Genomic DNA, 16840 nt, shown 5'->3' on the forward strand with positions numbered 1-16840 from the left:
TGAACACCTTGTCGGGCTGGGCGCCCGCGATCGGCTGCCCGTTGACGAGGAAGGCCGGGGTGGCGGCGGCGCCCAGCCCGTAGGCCTCGGTGCGGTCCTTGTCCAGCAGCTTCCTGGCGGCTTCGCTCGTCCGGTCGCGGTCGAAGCGGTCCAGGTCCTTCACTCCCGCCTGCTCGGCGAGTTCGTGCAGCCGGTCGGTGGTGAAGGAGCCCTTCTCGTGGTCCTTGTCGGCGTAGACGGCGTCGTAGAACTGCCAGAAGCGCCCCTGCTGTCCGGCCGCGTACCCGGCGAGCGCGGCGCGCTCCGAGCCCTTGCCGAAGACCGGGAAGTTGCGCCACTCGATGCGCAGCAGGCCCTTCTCGACGTACTTGCGCACCAGCTTCGGCTCGGTGTCCCGCGCGAACTTGCCGCAGAAGGAGCAGCCGAAGTCGGCGTACTCGATCATCACGACAGGCGCGTCCTTGTCGCCGCGCGCGAACGGGTCGTCGGCGGTGCGGCGGGCGAGCTTCAGCAGCGCCGGGTTGCCGGCGGCGGTGTCCTCGGAGCGGTCCTCGACGGTGGCGTTGCCCGAGCCGGCGCCGCTCCCGCCCCCGGCGGAGTTGCCGCCGACGGCGTACTGCGAGAGCCAGCCCGCCAGCAGCGCGGCCACGGCGACGAGGGCGCCGATGACCACGCCCTTGCGGGGGCGGGGGCGGGAGGAGGACGAGGGGGACGAGGGGGACGAGGGGGACGAGGGGGACGAGGAGGGCGCGGTGGACTTGTTCGACGGCATGCGAACGTCTCCTGTTCTGCGGAGGTGGAAGGCGACAGCCGGACGCCGACGCGAAGCCGCGTCGGCGGGCGCCGCTACACGCGCAGGACGGAGAGTTCGACAGGGGTGGGAGGAGGTATCGGGGCTGGACCGCGAAGGGGCCGTCCGGCGTGCGCCGCACCGATCGCGCTGTGCGACTGCGGCGTCAGACAGACCGGGAGCGCCAGGGGCAGCAGTTGCTGCTGGCCGGAGGCGGGCACGGCCGGAAGCGCACCGCCGCCGTCCTGCGACTTGTGGCAGCGCGAGGGCCCCGAGTCGTCGGCGGACACGGTCGCGGAAGCGGTGGGCTGCACCCCGGAGGCCGCGGTGGCCTCAGTAGCCACAGTGGCCTCAGTAGCCGCGGTGGCGGCAGTGGAAGCGGACGGCGCGGACGGCGCCGACGACGCGCCCGCGAGGTGCACGGCGGCGCTCAGCGCGAGCAGCACCGCCACGAGGACGGCGGCGGCCCGCCGGGTCCCTCGTACCTGCTCACCACCGTGCATGCCGCCACCCTAACGGGGCACAGCCACCGGCTCGCTTCACCCCAGCACGCGCCGCAGGGCCTCCGTCACCTGCTGCGCGGTCAGCAGCGGCCCGGCCTCCTCCCCCTCGGGGGCGTACGACTGTTCGAGGTGGTCGCGCGCGGCATCCAGGTCGCCACGCTGCTCGGCGACGCGTGCCAGCAGATGCCGGGCGGTGCGGTGCTGCGGGGAGCGCTCCAGCACGGGGGCGAGCAGTGTCTCGGCCTCCTCGTACGCCTCCGGCGTCGCGACTTCCTCGACCAGCAGCTTCGCCAGCTCCATCGACGGGTCGAAGAGTGTGGTCAGCATGAAGCCGCTGTAGCCGCGCCGGACTATGTGGTGGACGTCCCGTGCGGTACGCATCCACTCCACCGCCTCAGCGGCCCGCCCCTGCCCGTGCAGCGCTCGCGCCAGCCAGTACGCGGCCTCGTGCAGCGGGTCCTTCTTCTCGCGGCCTGTCCACGCGAGCCGCAACAGCCCCTCCGCCTCCTGGTACCGCTTCCACCGCACGAGCTGCATACCGGCGCGCCAGCCGTACCAGGCCCTCCCGGCCTTCGCGGCGCGCATCCACCAGCGGACGGCCTCCTCCATGTCGCCGTAGTCGTCACCGACCCGGTTGCCGACCCAGCTCGCGGCGTCGGGCCGGCCGAACCGGGCCGCCTTGCGCAGCCACGGTTCCGCCCTGACCGGCTCGTCCAGCCGTACGTACAGCGCGCCCAGTCCTTCGATCGCGTCCAGGTCGCCCTCCTTGGCCGCGGGCAGGTACAGCGGGACGACTGCCTTCTCGTGGGCGCCGCACTCCTCGTACAGCATGCGGCCGAGCGCGTACGAGGCGGCCGGGGCGTGCGGGGTGCCGGGGTCGGCGGCAGCGCGCTTGTAGTGCCGTACGGCCTCGGGGTAGCGGCACAGCGTCTGCATCAGGCGGCCGAGTTCGAGGTCGGCGGCCGGGTCACCGGCCGCGGCGGCGGCGCGGAGCGCGGGCAACCGGGACTCCGTCTGGGCGTCGAGCGCCGGGGCGGTGGCCTGCTCGGCCTCGGCGAGCTCGGCGAGGGAGGCGGCGACGGAATCGTCGTCGTGGTCGTCGCCCTCGGTGCCGGCCTCGGCGGCCTCCAGCCAGCGGCGGGCCTCGGCCAGTCGCCACTGGTCGCGGTAGTGGTCGCCGAGCCGCCGCTGCTGGAGGCGGTCGCCGGCCTCGGCCCCGGGCAGCAGCGAGGCCTCGTACTTCTCCAGCTCGCCGTACTGCAGGTGTACGGCGCTGAGGGTGCGGGCCAGCGTCCGGGAGTCCGGGTGCCTGCGCAACCCGTCCTCCAGCACCCGGCACGCGTCCTGGTACCGGTCGAGGTTGTAGTACAGGAGCCCGTGACAGCGGTCGGTGCGCGGATCGCCGAGCGCCTGCGCCTCCTCGTACGCCTTCTCCACATCGGGGAGGAAGGACGGGTAGGAAGTGAACCACTCCGGTTCCTTGTGCAGTTCACCGAAGGGCTCGTACCTCTCGTCACCGTCCTCCAGGAACTCGTCGACCTGCTCGTCGAGGTCTGCCGGGCGCTCCTCGGGCGGCAGCGCGCACAGTGCGGCGAGCTCGGTGATCCGGTCCCGGTAGTGCTCGATCCGGTCGGCCAGCTCGACCAGCCGGTCCTCGATCTGTTCGGCGATGTGGTCGTGGAGCGCCGCCTGCTCCAGCTGCGCCCTGGCCTCGCTGGTACGGCCCTGGCGCAGCATGAGCAGCGCGCCGTTGGTGCGGCACTCGACGCTGCCGAGTCCGGCGCCCTTCGCGTACCACTCGGCGGCGCCCTCCGGGTCGTCCAGCCGCTCCAGCAGCAGCTCGGCGAGCCCGAACGAGCAGTCGCCGTCCCGCTCGGCCGCCGTCCGGTACCAGTGTGCGGCCACCGTGAACTGGCCCCGGTCCTTCGCGGTGACGGCACGCAGCCGTGCGGCCTGCGCGTCACCGCCCTCGGCCGCCTCCTCCAACCAGCGAACGGCGTCGTCGACGCGTCCTCGGCCGACGAGGTACTCGCCGTACACCCGCTTGTCCGCCGCGTCCCCCTCCTCGGCGGCGGCGCGGTACGTGCGCTCCTCGGCGGAGCGCTCGAACCCGCCCGAGCCGTCGGTGCTGGTCCCCGTTGATGTCATTGCTGGTGTCGCTTTCTCGCGGTTTGAACAACTGGTGGCGGTGGTTGTGGTGGCGGCGGTGCTTCCCTCACTCCGCCAGGGCGCGCCGGACGCCGGGTTCGCGGGGGCCGAGGAAACGCGGGTCGGGGGTGAACGCGGCGTCGTAGGCCGCCTTCACCGCGCCCGGCAGCTCACGCAGCCCGCCCGCGTACCAGGTGGCGTCCCGTGGCTCGCGCACCGGGATGCCGTACGAGTCGATACCCGCCGCCCGGCACAGCGCGAGCGCGCGGCGCACGTGGTAGTCCTGGCTCACCAGCAGCGCCCGGCGCACTCCGAAGACGCGGGCCGCGCGGGTGCACGAGTCCCAGGTGTCGAAGCCCGCGTGGTCGGCGACGACGCGGGAGGGCGGTACGCCGCGCTCGGTGAGGTAGGCGCGCATGGCGCCGGGCTCGTCGTAGTCGCGCCGGCTGTTGTCGCCCGAGACCAGCACCACCCGGACCTTCCCGGCGCGGTAGAGCCGCGCCGCGGCATCGAGGCGGTGGGCCAGATAGGGGGAGGGCTCTCCGTTCCACAGGCCCGCGCCGAACACCAGGGCCGTCGGGGCCTCGGGGGCCGAGGCGACGTCCTCGCGGACCCGGCTGTCGGTCGACAGCCGCAACCACGTGGCCGGCAGCAGCGCCAGTACGCAGGCGAGCACCGCGCCCTGCACCCACCGTCTGCGGCGCGCCGTCGCACTGCCTCCCACGCCCTGTCCCCCCGTGTCCCCCGCCCGGTTTCGTTGCGTACAGCGACGCGGAAGCCGCGCCCCCGGTTGCAAACCGTTCGCCACTGGCTCCCCGCGGGTGCGATCCTTGGCGTGGTATGTCGACTTCCACCCAGACCCCCGCCCCCTCCCCCCAGGAGCTGACAGAGCGCATCCCGCACCTCATGCTCGGCGACCAGCACCGGCTGGCCCGCCGTCTCGCGGGGGCGCGGAAGATTCGCAAGGGGGAGGCCCGTACGGCTGTCCTCGCGGAGATCTCCGCGGCGATGGACGCCTCCGAGCTGCGCGTGGCCGCCCGCCGCGAAGCGCTTCCGCCGATCACGTATCCCCAGCAGCTGCCCGTCAGCCAGAAGAAGGACGCGATCCTGAGGGCCGTCCGCGATCACCAGGTGGTGATCGTCGCGGGCGAGACGGGCTCCGGAAAGACGACGCAGATCCCGAAGATCTGCATGGAGCTGGGCCGCGGCATCCAGGGTGTGATCGGTCACACCCAGCCCCGCCGGATCGCGGCGCGCACGGTCGCCGAGCGGGTGGCGGAGGAGCTGGGCTCCCAGCTGGGCGAGGTGGTCGGCTGGAAGGTGCGCTTCACCGATCAGGTGAAGGACCACACGCTGGTCAAGCTGATGACCGACGGCATCCTGCTGGCGGAGATCCAGCAGGACCGTGAGCTGCGCCAGTACGACACGATCATCATCGACGAGGCGCACGAGCGGTCCCTGAACATCGACTTCCTGCTCGGCTATCTCGCGCAGCTGCTGCCCAGGCGCCCCGATCTGAAGGTGATCATCACCTCGGCGACGATCGACCCGGAGCGGTTCTCCCGGCACTTCGGGGACGCGCCGATCGTGGAGGTCAGCGGACGGACGTATCCGGTGGAGGTCCGCTACCGGCCGCTGGAGGAGAGCGGGGACGACGACGAGAGCGCGGCGTCCGACCGGGACCAGGTCTCCGCCATCTGCGACGCGGTGGACGAGCTGCAGGCCGAGGGGCCGGGCGACGTTCTGGTGTTCCTCTCCGGGGAGCGGGAGATCAGGGACACGGCGGACGCGTTGGAGAAGAAGTTCACCCGCGAGGGCAAAGGGCCACGCCCCGGCGGCCCCGGCGGCCCCGTCGAAGTACTCCCCCTCTACGCGCGGCTGTCCAACGCCGAGCAGCACCGGGTCTTCCAGCCCCACACGGGCCGCCGCATCGTGCTGGCCACCAATGTGGCGGAGACGTCGCTGACCGTCCCGGGCATCAAATACGTCATCGATCCGGGTACGGCCCGTATCTCGCGCTACAGCCACCGCACCAAGGTGCAGCGGCTGCCGATCGAGCGGATCAGCCAGGCGAGCGCCAACCAGCGCAAGGGCCGCTCGGGCCGAACCTCGGACGGCATCTGCATCCGGCTGTACTCGGAGGAGGACTTCCTCGCCCGGCCCGAGTTCACCGATCCGGAGATCCTGCGCACGAACCTGGCCTCCGTCATCCTGCAGATGACGGCCGCCGGTCTGGGGGACATCGAGAAGTTCCCGTTCATCGACCCGCCGGACCACCGCAGCATCAAGGCAGGCGTACAGCTGCTGGAGGAGCTCGGCGCGCTGGAGAGCAAGACGCGGAAGCTGACCCAGCTGGGCCGCCGTCTCGCCCAGCTGCCCGTCGACCCGCGGCTGGCGCGGATGGTGCTGGAGGCGGACCGGAACGGCTGTGTGCACGAGGTGATGGTGATCGCGGCCGCGCTCTCCATCCAGGACCCGCGTGAGCGTCCGTCGGACAAGCAGCAGCAGGCCGATCAGCACCACGCCCGCTTCAAGGAGGAGAGCAGCGACTTCCTGGCGTTCCTCAACCTGTGGCGCTACGTACGCGAGCAGCAGCGCGAGTTGTCGTCGTCCGCCTTCCGCCGGATGTGCAAGGCGGAGTTCCTCAACTATCTGCGGATACGCGAGTGGCAGGACATCTACAGCCAGCTGCGCCAGGTCGCCAGGACGATGAAGATCCAGCTGGGTGACCGGCACGGCGACCAGGACGGCCAGGAGGCGGCCCCCGACGCCGTTCACCAGTCGCTGCTGGCGGGGCTGCTGTCGCACGTGGGGCTCAAGGACACCGAGAAGAACGAGTATCTGGGCGCGCGCAGCGCCAAGTTCGCGATCTTCCCGGGCTCGGCGCTGTTCAAGAAGCCGCCGCGCTGGGTGATGTCGGCGGAGCTGGTGGAGACCTCCCGGCTGTGGGCGCGGGTCAACGCGAAGATCGAGCCGGAGTGGATCGAGCCGCTGGCGCAGCACCTGGTCAAGCGGACGTACAGCGAACCGCACTGGGAGCAGAAGCAGGCGGCGGTGGTGGCGTACGAGCGGGTGACGCTCTACGGCGTGCCGATCGTCGCCCAGCGGAAGGTCAACTACGGCCGGATCGATCCGGAGACCTCCCGCGATCTGTTCATCCGCAACGCGCTGGTGGAGGGTGACTGGCGCACCCACCACCAGTTCTTCCGGGACAACCGCAAGCTGCTGGACGAGGTCGAGGAGCTGGAGCACCGCGCCCGGCGCCGCGACATCCTGGTCGACGACGAGACGCTGTACGACTTCTACGACCAGCGGGTGCCCGAACATGTCGTCTCCGGGGCGCATTTCGACTCCTGGTGGAAGAAGAAGCGTCGCGAAGAGCCCGACCTGCTGAACTTCGAGAAGTCGATGCTCATCAGCGACCGGGCCGAGGAGATCTCCGCCACGGACTATCCCGACGTGTGGCGGCAGGGCGGCCTCGCGCTGCCGGTGACCTATCAGTTCGAGCCCGGTACGGACGCGGACGGCGTCACCGTGCACGTCCCGCTCCAGGTGCTCAACCAGGTGACCGCCGAGGGCTTCGACTGGCAGATCCCGGGTCTGCGCGAGGACCTGGTCACCGAGCTGATCCGGTCCCTGCCCAAGGCGATCCGCCGGCACTACGTCCCCGCGCCGAACCACGCCAAGGAGTTTCTGCGCCGTACGCGGCCGCAGCAGCCCCAGGCGCGGCCCGAGCCGTTGACGTACACGCTGGCGCGGGAGCTGAAGCGGATGGTCGGAGTCCCGGTGGCGGCCCAGGACTTCGACTGGGCGAAGGTCCCGGACCATTTGAAGATCACCTTCCGGGTGACCGACGAGCGGCGTCGCAAGCTCGCCGAGAGCAAGGACATCGAAGCGCTCCAGCTCCAGCTCAAGTCGCAGACCCGCACGGCGATCTCCAAGGCGTTCGACTCGTCGGCGCGGGCGTCCCGCGACAAGGCCCGCAAGGCGGCCTCGGAGGGTACGCCGCCGCGGGAGACGGCCGGCGGTCCCCCGCCCTCCCTTCAGCGCACGGGGCTGACCAGCTGGACGATCGGCTCGCTGCCCCGCACCTTCGAGACCCGGCGTGCCGGCCAGCCGGTGAAGGCCTACCCGGCGCTGGTGGACGAGGGCGACTCGGTGGCCGTGCGGCTGTACGACACCGAGGTGGAGCAGCGAGCCGCCATGTGGCGCGGTACCCGGCGCCTCCTCCTGCTCAACGTCCCCTCCGACCCCGCGAAGTTCGCCCAGTCGAAGTTGGACAACCAGCAGAAGCTGGCCCTCGCACGGTCGCCGCACGGCAGCGTGCAGGCCCTCTTCGAGGACTGCGTCGCAGCGACGGTCGACCAACTGGTGGCCGCCCGTGGCGGGCCCGTCTGGGAGGAGGAGGCCTTCCGCAAGCTGTTCGACGCCGTACGGGCCGACCTGGTGGAGGCCACGCTGCGGACGGTGCGCCAAGTGCGGGAGGTTCTGGCCGCCTGGCACTCGTGCGAGGGCCGGCTGCGGGCGACCACCAGCCCGGTGCTGGCCGACTCCGTCGCCGACGTACGGCAGCAGCTCGCAGAGCTCATCAAGCCGGGGTTCGTGACCGAGCACGGCGCCGGACGGCTGCCGGACCTGATGCGCTACCTCGTCGCCGCGGACCGGCGCCTCCAGCAGCTCCCGCACAACGTGGAGCGGGACCGGACGCGGATGGCCAAGGTGCACGAGATGCGGGACGAGTACCTGTGGCTACTCGAACAGTTCCCGCCCGGACGGCCGGTGCCGCAGGCCGCGCGGGACATCCGATGGATGATCGAAGAGCTGCGGGTCAGCTACTTCGCCCACGCGCTGGGCACCGCGTACCCCGTCTCCGACAAACGGATCGTGAAAGCGGTGGACGCCGCCGCGCCCTGAGGCTCCGGCCCGCGCGGTGGGTGAGCGACCCGTCGCTCAGGGTGAGTTCGCTCCGAGCCCCTGACCTGCTGTAGAGTTCCATCTCGCGAGGTCCTGTGGAGCAGCTTGGAGTGCTCGCCACCCTGTCAAGGTGGAGGCCGCGGGTTCAAATCCCGTCAGGACCGCACCGTCGAAAGGCCCGTGAGTTCCGACTCGCGGGCCTTTCTGCTGCGCCGGTACGGGGTCGCCGGGTCGCCCTTCGCCCGGCGAGGAGCCCCTCTTCGACCGCGTCGCCATGCCCCTGCTGCGACCTCTTCCTTCCCTCCGCGGCGGATCGGCCGGCCCGTTCGTGGACCCTCAAGGGTTTGACGCCCCGGGGGTCCCGGGGTAGTCCTGGGCAGGGAGGGGGTGGCGCATGGCGAGGGAGCCCGTCGACGCGGCGCGCAGCGAGGCCAGGGCGCTTCTGCGGGGACACCTCGCCGTCGCGGGGCGCCGGCACCATGCGACGCGGCACTGCCCGCTGTGTCATCGCCTGCTGCGACTGGCGATGGTGCCCCGGCAGAACAAGTGACGGACGAGGCCCGGCCGTTGGCGCATTACCGCACCGACGCCGATCGCCACAAGATCCCCCTTATGTGACGGGTGTCACGCAATCGTCCCGTACCGACGGGGAACTTGAGGGCCCCTCAGAAGGCCTCAATTTAATATGTGCAATTGCACTCCTCGGTCGACCGATCCCACAACCGCGCCCAGAACCGCTCAGGCGCGCTCACCGACCCCGCCGCCCAGGCCGCACGTGCCCCTCGCACAGCGGTTCACGACACCGCGTGGCACGGTGGCGAAGCCGGGCGAACACAAGAGGGCACGGGCGCGAAGACGTCGGCCCGGCACCGCGCGGGCACAAAAAAGATCGCGCTGGACCCGGCGGAGTCCAGCGCGATCAACGGACAAGCACTGTTGGGGCAGCGACCTGGCCGTGTGGTGCGCAGCAGGCGGATCGATGGGGTGGGGGCCCCGGAAACGCCTCTGTATGGTGCTGTTGTGCCTGCTCAGAGAGTCTGATCAGGCTTCGCTGCGCTGCTGCGGGATGCCCGCCAGCAGGGCGCGAACCTCCGCCTCGCGGTAGCGGCGGTGTCCTCCGAGCGTGCGGATGGACGTGAGCTTGCCCGCCTTTGCCCAGCGCGTGACCGTCTTGGGGTCCACACGGAACATCGTGGCAACCTCAGCCGGGGTCAACAGCGGCTCGGCATCAGGGGTGCGAGCGGTCATGAGCGGCCTCCTCGGGAGAACCGAACCATCACGGTTCTTTCCTCTAAATTCTGCACCTTGACCCGCGTTGCCCGATATGGCGGACGCGAGCCGAGTCGGTTATAGGACGAACGGCTTGTCCTCGGCACTACAACTACACCATCTGTCCAGCCACGTCGGCCAAACCGATGGAATTGCCCTCTCAGGTGTTCAACCTCGGCGGAAGCCGATGGACCGTCCCATAGCGGACAGTCATCCCGCTGTAACGATCAGTCACAGTGGGAGGAGGGGTCATCAGACCCACCAAGGAGCGCAATACCGATCTATCCGCCCATAGTTGGACGGAAGGAGCCCCGTGCGGACTCCTTGTCCTATTTTGACACGAGGGGTAGCTCTGAGAGCAAGACCCGTTTAAGTGCAATCCATCACGCTTGAGGCAAACACCCGGTTCGGGACGTAGGTCCCACTCCCGCCCCTCCCCCAGCCTTCGGCCGGGAGGTACCCCCGGGGCGGGGGTCGCGTGACAGCCGTCCCCGCCGTACGGCAGGGATGGGGCCTAGCTCGCGTACTGAAGCTGGCGAACCGCCCTCCAGCGCGCTGTCAGCCGCTCGTACGCCGCTCCGGCACGCTCACCGTCGCCCGTGCGGAGGGCCTGGAGGCCCTCCGCCACATCGGCGGCGGAGTGGTCGCCCGCCAGCTGCTCCTCGGGGATGGCGTGAGCCAGCCCGCCGTAGTCCAGCTCGACCAGGGAGCGCGGGTGGAATTCCTCCAGCCAGCGGCCCACATCGATCAGTCCCTCGACGAGCGGCCCCTCTTCCAGCTCCTCGCGGAGCACCTTCAGGCCGCGGGCGAGGCGACGCCTCGCCTGGACCATGGGCGTGCGGTAGCGGAAAACGAACTGCTGACCGCTCTCCTGACCCGATTCCGGCTTCGCAAACTCCCTTTCTTCATCCTCGAAGAGAACGAACCAGCGCACGGGCACATGCCACAGCGCCGTGCGGATCCAGGGACGGGCGTCGGGGTTGCGCTCGCGCCACCGCTCGTAGTCGGACGCGGCCTGCCGGCGCACGACGGGCGGCAGCGCGGCGTCCAGCACCGGCTGGGGCAGGGCGATTTCGTTGTCGGCCGCGGCCTGGGTGAGCGCGGTGAGCGCCTGCCAACTGCGCAGCCGGGTGCGCCAGGGACAGACGCACGTCACGCCGTCCACCTCCGTCACGAACGCCTCGGCGCTCTCCCGCACCGGCACCACCACGGGGGGCACCGGCACCAAGTCGGCCAGGGCGCGGCGGATTTCGTCCTGCGCGGTGGGGAAGCGCTCCTCCTTCGCATATGCGATCCAGTGCGAGCGCTCCGGCTCGGGGAAGGCCGCCAACGGTTCGTAGACCCGCAGATACGCCGCGTACGGGACGACGACCGACGCTTTCTCAGCCACGCATTGCCTCCAAGCCTCACGCCTCCACGAACCGGTCTCATGAGCGAGCCTGGAAGACAGTTGACTACCCCGATCGTGGGACCGCAACGTGCCCGCGACGCGTAGGTCGTACGCTGCTTGGCGACCGGCCCTCCCGGGCTTCGACTGCCACAAGCGGCGTGTCCGCCGAGGGCTACGACGCGATTCCAGGAGTCACTACCGTGATCGAGGTATCACCTTCTGCAAGCGTTCCCGCCGGTCTCCCCGCCGGGGACCCGGTCGTCAGTACCCTCTTCCGCTCCGAGCAGGGCGGCCACGAGCAGGTCGTGCTCTGCCAGGACCGGCCCAGCGGCCTGAAGGCCGTCATCGCGCTGCACTCCACCGCGCTCGGCCCCGCGCTGGGCGGCACCCGCTTCCACGCGTACACCGGCTCGGCCGACCCGGAGCAGGCAGCGGTGCTCGACGCGCTGAACCTCGCACGCGGGATGTCGTACAAGAACGCGCTGGCCGGGCTCGACCACGGCGGCGGCAAGGCCGTGATCATCGGCGACCCCGAGCAGATCAAGACCGAAGCCCTGCTGCGCGCCTACGGCCGCTTCGTCGCCTCCCTGGGCGGCCGCTACGTGACCGCCTGCGACGTGGGCACCTATGTGCGGGACATGGACGTGGTGGCCCAGGAGTGCCGCTGGACGACGGGTCGCTCGCCGGAGCACGGCGGCGCGGGTGACTCCTCCGTGCTGACCGCCTTCGGTGTCTTCCAGGGCATGCGGGCCGGCGCGCAGCGGCTGTGGGGCGCTCCCACGCTGCGCGGCCGGCTGGTGGGCATCGCGGGCGTCGGCAAGGTCGGCAAGCACCTGGTCGCGCACCTGCTGGAGGACGGCGCGCGGGTCGTCGTCACGGATGTGCGGGAAGCCTCGGTACGTGCCGTGTTGGACGCGCACCCGGGCGCCGAGCTGACGGCCGTGGCCGACACCGAGACGCTGATCAGGACCGAGGGGCTGGATCTGTACGCACCGTGCGCGCTCGGCGGCGCGCTGAACGACGAGAGCGTCCCGGTGCTCACGGCCAAGGCGGTGTGCGGCGCGGCCAACAACCAGCTGGCGCACCCGGGTGTGGAGAAGGACCTGGCCGAGCGCGGCATCCTGTACGCGCCCGACTACGTGGTGAACGCGGGCGGCGTGATCCAGGTCGCGGACGAACTCCACGGTTTCGACTTCGCACGTGCGAAAGCAAAGGCGGAGAAGATCTTCGACACCACGGTGGCCATCTTCGAGCGGGCGGAAGCGGACGGCGTGCCTCCTGCGGCCGCCGCCGACCGACTCGCCGAGCAGCGCATGGGCCGATGAGCGGCCGGCTCGCCCCGCGCGGGGCCACCGTGACAGTGGTCTCACCACCCCGCGGCGGGTCTCTCAGCTACAGGAAGGTAAAATCGCCACTGACCAGCACGAGAAGGGTCGACGGGCGCGTCGGACGGCGGCCGTGTCGTGCGGGCGACGTACCGTACGGCGGCGGAAGCAGGTACCGTTGAAGCCCTGAGTACCGGTCTCTCGGTCGAGAGGCCGCTCTGAACTATGAACGCGTGTCAAGACTCTGGGGCCGTCGAGCCCCGTCGTTGAGGGGGTCGAGCCATGGGGCGCGGCCGGGCCAAGGCCAAGCAGACGAAGGTCGCCCGCCAGCTGAAGTACAACACTGGCGGGACGGACCTATCGCGCCTGGCCGAGGAGCTGGGCGCATCGACATCGAACGAGTCGCCGAACGGCGAACGCTTCGAGGACGATGAGCAGGACGACCCGTACGCACGGTACGCGGATCTGTACAACGACGAAGGTGAGGACGACGCGGGCGCGCCCGGGTCGTCGGACCCCCAGTCGAAGCGCCGCGGCGCCTGACGTTCGCCCGTACTGACCCGGTCCGGCAACCGCCGGGCCGGGTTCTGGCGCGCGCTGCGGGTCCATGAGGCGCGAGTCCACGGGGCGAGCGCGCCGCGCGCCGTGCCGTACGGGAACCATCCGCAGCCGCGGGGCCGCCGATGTGGCGCGTTGCCACGTGGGCGACTCACGGTACGTACGGGCACGGCGGCCGACAGCAGCCGGTGCCCGGGCGGTGTGCTGCCCGCCCGCAGCCGCGGGAGATCCGCCGTCAGCCGATCACCGCGCATAGTCACCCGTGAGCGTGACCGCTTCGCCGCGCTCCCCGCGCTCGGTGATCTCGCCGGCCACCCAGGCGTCCACGCCCCGGTCGGCGAGGATCGCCAGCGTGCCGTCCACCGACTCCCGCGGTACGACAGCGACCATGCCGACGCCCATGTTCAGCGTCTTCTCCAGTTCGGCGCGCGCCACCTTGCCCGCTTCGGCGACCACCTCGAACACCGGTCCGGGCCGCCAGGTCGAGCGGTCCACGGTCGCGTGCAGCTCCTCGGGGACGACCCGCGCCAGGTTGCTGGCCAGCCCGCCACCCGTGATGTGCGAGAACGCGTGCACCTCGGTGGTCCGGGCCAGCTCCAGGCAGTCCAGCGAGTAGATCTTCGTCGGCTCCAGCAGCTCCTCGCCCAAGGTGCGGCCGAACTCGGGCACGTGCCGGTCCAGGGCCCAGCCGGCGTGGTCGAACACCACGTGCCGCACCAGCGAGTACCCGTTCGAGTGAAGCCCGGAGGACGCCATCGCGACCACCGCATCACCCGTACGGATGCGATCGGGGCCGAGAACGGCGTCGGCCTCGACGACACCGGTACCGGCCCCCGCCACGTCGTACTCGTCCGGGCCCAGCAGCCCCGGGTGCTCCGCCGTCTCCCCGCCCACCAGCGAGCAGCCCGCCAGGACGCAGCCCTCGGCGATGCCCTTGACGATGTGCGCCACGCGCTCGGGGACGACCTTGCCCACGCAGATGTAGTCCGTCATGAACAGCGGCTCGGCGCCGCAGACGACCAGATCGTCCACCACCATCGCGACCAGGTCGTGGCCGATCGTGTCGTGCACGTCCATGCGCTGCGCGATGGCGACCTTGGTGCCGACCCCGTCGGTGGCCGAGGCCAGCAGGGGGCGGGCGTAGCTCTTCAGACGGGAGGCGTCGAAGAGACCCGCGAAGCCGCCGAGGGCACCGATCGACTCCGGCCGCTGGGTCTTGGCGACCCACTCCTTCATGAGCGTCACGGCACGGTCGCCGGCCTCGATGTCGACGCCGGCGGCGGCATAGCTGACGCCTTCGCTGCTGTTGGTCATCGGTACGTCGTCTCTCGTGTCTGCGGGAAGGAGGAGGGCGCCCCGCCCTCCCCTTCCGTGGAGCCGGAGGTGGGGAGGGAGGTGGCGGGAGCCCGGACGGCCGCCAGGCCGAAGAGGCGGCGGCGCCCCCGCGAGGGCGGGGACGGGGCGGCAGGCGCTAGGGGCGCTTCAGTGCGTCGGCGGCGCCGACACCGGAGGCCAGCCTGTTGACGCCGTCCACGTCGGACTCCACCTCGGTTTCGAGGAGGTGCTTGCCCAGCAGCTCGGGGTCGGGCAGCTCCATCGGGTACTGCCCGTCGAAGCAGGCCCGGCACAGCTGGTCCTTGGGGATCGTCGTCGCCTCGATCATTCCGTCGATGGAGATGTAGGCGAGCGAGTCGGCCCCCAGCGACTTGCCGATCTCGTCGGTCGACAGCCCGTTGGCGATCAGCTCGGCGCGGGTGGCGAAGTCGATACCGAAGAAGCACGGCCATTTGATCGGCGGCGAGGAGATCCGCACATGCACCTCGGCGGCTCCGGCCTCGCGCAGCATCCGCACCAGCGCGCGCTGCGTGTTGCCGCGGACGATCGAGTCGTCCACCACGACCAGCCGCTTGCCCCGGATGACTTCCTTGAGCGGATTGAGCTTGAGCCGGATACCGAGCTGGCGGATGGTCTGCGAGGGCTGGATGAAGGTCCGGCCCACATAGCTGTTCTTGACCAGGCCCGAGCCGTAGGGGATGCCGCTGGCCTCGGCGTAGCCGATCGCGGCGGGGGTGCCGGACTCGGGCGTCGCTATCACCAGGTCGGCCTCGGCGGGGGCCTCGGCGGCCAGCTTGCGGCCCATCTCCACCCGGGAGAGGTACACGTTCCGGCCCGCGATGTCGGTGTCGGGACGCGCGAGATAGACGTACTCGAAGACACAGCCCTTCGGCTTTGCTTCGGCGAACCGCTGGCTGCGCAACCCGTCCTCGTCGATGGCGACGAGTTCACCCGGCTCGATCTCCCGGATGAAGCTGGCGCCGACGATGTCCAGCGCCGAGGTCTCGCTGGCGACGACCCAGCCGCGCTCCAGCCGGCCGAGGACCAGCGGGCGGACGCCCTGCGGGTCGCGGGCCGCGTAGAGCGTGTCCTCGTCCATGAAGACCATCGAGAACGCGCCTCGGACCTGGGGCAGCACCCGCGGCGCCGCCTCCTCGACGGTCAGCGGCTTGCCGTCCTCGTCGGTCTGGCCCGCGAGCAGGGCCGTGACCAGGTCGGTGTCGTTGGTGGCAGCCACCTGGGTGGCCCGGCCGCCCGGGGCTTCGGCCTGCTCGGCGACCAGCTCCGCGAGCTGCACCGTGTTGACCAGATTGCCGTTGTGGCCCAGGGCGATGGAGCCGTGAGCGGTTGCGCGGAAGGTGGGCTGGGCGTTCTCCCAGACCGAGGCGCCTGTCGTCGAGTAGCGCGCGTGACCCACGGCGATGTGGCCGCGCAGGGATCCGAGGGAGGTTTCGTCGAAGACCTGTGAGACCAGGCCCATGTCCTTGAAGACCAGGATCTGGGAACCGTTGCTCACTGCGATGCCCGCGGACTCCTGACCGCGGTGTTGCAGGGCGTACAGGCCGAAATACGTGAGCTTCGCGACCTCTTCCCCCGGCGCCCAGACCCCGAAGACGCCGCAAGCGTCCTGGGGGCCCTTCTCACCGGGGAGGAGGTCGTGGCTGAGCTTTCCGTCACCACGTGGCACGTCTTCGAGTCTACGGCCAGCAACCGGCTCCGCCGAACCGGGGACCTGTGACCTTCAGCCCAGTACGGGGAGGACCGCCGAGAGATCGGCGCGGCCGCCACTGGCTGTCAGATGCGGGGTACCCAGGGCTGCGGCCCAGGTCGTACGGCCGGTGGCCAGCCGGATCCAGGTCAGCGGGTCGGCCTCGACCACGTTCGGCGGCGTGCCGCGGGTGTGCCGCGGGCCCTCGACCGCCTGCACGACGGCGAACGGCGGGATGCGCACCTCGACCGAGGCGCCGGGCGCCTTGGCGGCCAGGGCGTCGGCCAGCAGCCGGACGGTGGCGGCCGTCGCCTGCCGGTCCAGCGCCACCCGCAGGCCCGTGGCGCGCGCCAGGTCGTCGCTGTGCACCACCAGCTCGACCAGCCGGGTCACGGTGAAGTCCAGCATCCGCATCGGGCCGAAGGCGTGCGGGATCAGCAGGTCCTCGCGGACGGCCGACTCGATGACCGGCTCCAGATCGGCGACGGCCCGGTCGATACGGGCCGCCCCCTCGGGGGAGGCCGCCGCGTCCTGGCGGGTGTCCGCGTCCAGTTCCTCGGCGAGGGTGGCGGTCGAGACGGCCCAGCGGGACAGGGAGACCTGCGGCGCCCTGCTGGTCACCTCCGTCTCCGGACTGGCCAGGAAGTGGGGCACCGCGTCGATCTGCCCCGCGATGTGGACGAGCAGATGGTGCACGTCCCATCCGGGCAGCCCGGAGGGGAGGGCGAGCTGCTCGGGCGTGAGGCGGTGCGCGGCGTCGGCCACGGCCTCGACCTGGTTGATGAGCGCGGTGCGGATGCGGGTCGGGTCGTAGGTACGCCGGTCTCTTCCAGAGGGGGTGGTGGCGCGTCGAGCAGGCGGCATACGCGTGAGATTAGCCCGTCCCGCCCGGGAACGAGA

General features: G+C 71.0%; 13 protein-coding genes and 1 tRNA gene. 5 read left to right on the top strand and 9 right to left on the bottom strand.

Translation table 11 applies throughout. The annotated features are described in order from the left end of the window. The 4 genes from KBY19_RS11540 to KBY19_RS11555 all read right to left on the bottom strand — a co-directional run. Positions 1–772 (bottom strand): thioredoxin domain-containing protein (locus KBY19_RS11540; RefSeq protein ID WP_210965705.1); only part of this gene is annotated, 772 nt, incomplete at its 3' end. Between the two features lie 74 nt (positions 773–846). After that, positions 847–1293, bottom strand: coding sequence for a hypothetical protein (locus tag KBY19_RS11545; RefSeq protein WP_185017708.1), 447 nt, complete (start codon positions 1291–1293; stop codon positions 847–849). Positions 1294–1329: 36 nt separating this feature from the next. Continuing rightward, on the bottom strand, positions 1330–3441 hold the full coding sequence (locus tag KBY19_RS11550; protein ID WP_210965706.1) for a tetratricopeptide repeat protein: 2112 nt from the start codon (positions 3439–3441) through the stop codon (positions 1330–1332). Between the two features lie 67 nt (positions 3442–3508). Continuing rightward, on the bottom strand, positions 3509–4165 hold the full coding sequence (locus KBY19_RS11555; protein ID WP_307842451.1) for an ElyC/SanA/YdcF family protein: 657 nt from the start codon (positions 4163–4165) through the stop codon (positions 3509–3511). A 116-nt stretch (positions 4166–4281) separates the two neighbouring features. Here KBY19_RS11555 and hrpA point away from each other — a divergent pair, with 116 nt between their 5' ends. The 3 genes from hrpA (at position 4282) to KBY19_RS11570 (ending at position 8905) form a co-directional block, all read left to right on the top strand. Then, positions 4282–8355 (top strand): ATP-dependent RNA helicase HrpA, encoded by a 4074-nt coding sequence (hrpA, locus tag KBY19_RS11560; RefSeq protein ID WP_210965707.1) that lies wholly within the window; start codon positions 4282–4284, stop codon positions 8353–8355. 89 nt (positions 8356–8444) lie between these two features. Further along, positions 8445–8519, top strand: a tRNA-Asp gene (locus KBY19_RS11565). Between the two features lie 230 nt (positions 8520–8749). Then, positions 8750–8905, top strand: coding sequence for a DUF6274 family protein (locus tag KBY19_RS11570; protein ID WP_210965708.1), 156 nt, complete (start codon positions 8750–8752; stop codon positions 8903–8905). A 491-nt stretch (positions 8906–9396) separates the two neighbouring features. Here the strand turns inward: KBY19_RS11570 and bldC are convergent, their stop codons facing one another. Together bldC and KBY19_RS11580 are read right to left on the bottom strand one after the other, a co-directional pair. Next, positions 9397–9603: a developmental transcriptional regulator BldC gene (gene bldC / locus KBY19_RS11575; protein ID WP_003949541.1), complete on the bottom strand. Its 207-nt coding sequence runs from the start codon at positions 9601–9603 to the stop codon at positions 9397–9399. Between the two features lie 535 nt (positions 9604–10138). Next, the gene (locus tag KBY19_RS11580; RefSeq protein ID WP_099883123.1) at positions 10139–11014 is read right to left on the bottom strand and encodes a hypothetical protein; all 876 of its coding nucleotides are present in this window, start codon (positions 11012–11014) and stop codon (positions 10139–10141) included. Positions 11015–11214: 200 nt separating this feature from the next. Between KBY19_RS11580 and KBY19_RS11585 the strand changes: the two genes are divergently transcribed. Both KBY19_RS11585 and KBY19_RS11590 read left to right on the top strand, forming a co-directional pair. Further along, on the top strand, positions 11215–12339 hold the full coding sequence (locus KBY19_RS11585; protein WP_099883121.1) for a Glu/Leu/Phe/Val dehydrogenase dimerization domain-containing protein: 1125 nt from the start codon (positions 11215–11217) through the stop codon (positions 12337–12339). A 282-nt stretch (positions 12340–12621) separates the two neighbouring features. Next, positions 12622–12882, top strand: a complete 261-nt coding sequence (locus KBY19_RS11590; RefSeq protein WP_099883119.1) for a DUF3073 domain-containing protein — start codon at positions 12622–12624, stop codon at positions 12880–12882. A 258-nt stretch (positions 12883–13140) separates the two neighbouring features. Here KBY19_RS11590 and purM read toward each other — a convergent pair whose 3' ends face one another. The 3 genes from purM to KBY19_RS11605 form a co-directional block, all read right to left on the bottom strand. Then, positions 13141–14211, bottom strand: a complete 1071-nt coding sequence (gene purM, locus KBY19_RS11595; protein WP_099883117.1) for a phosphoribosylformylglycinamidine cyclo-ligase — start codon at positions 14209–14211, stop codon at positions 13141–13143. Between the two features lie 157 nt (positions 14212–14368). Next, positions 14369–15919 carry an amidophosphoribosyltransferase gene (purF, locus tag KBY19_RS11600; RefSeq protein WP_099883115.1) on the bottom strand — a complete coding sequence of 517 codons (1551 nt, stop codon included), beginning with the start codon at positions 15917–15919 and terminating at the stop codon, positions 14369–14371. A 54-nt stretch (positions 15920–15973) separates the two neighbouring features. Beyond that, positions 15974–16804, bottom strand: a complete 831-nt coding sequence (locus tag KBY19_RS11605; RefSeq protein WP_099883113.1) for a maleylpyruvate isomerase family mycothiol-dependent enzyme — start codon at positions 16802–16804, stop codon at positions 15974–15976. Positions 16805–16840: the final 36 nt, after the last annotated feature.

This window comes from Streptomyces sp. B15 (assembly GCF_018070605.1).
Lineage (GTDB): Bacteria > Actinomycetota > Actinomycetes > Streptomycetales > Streptomycetaceae > Streptomyces > Streptomyces smyrnaeus.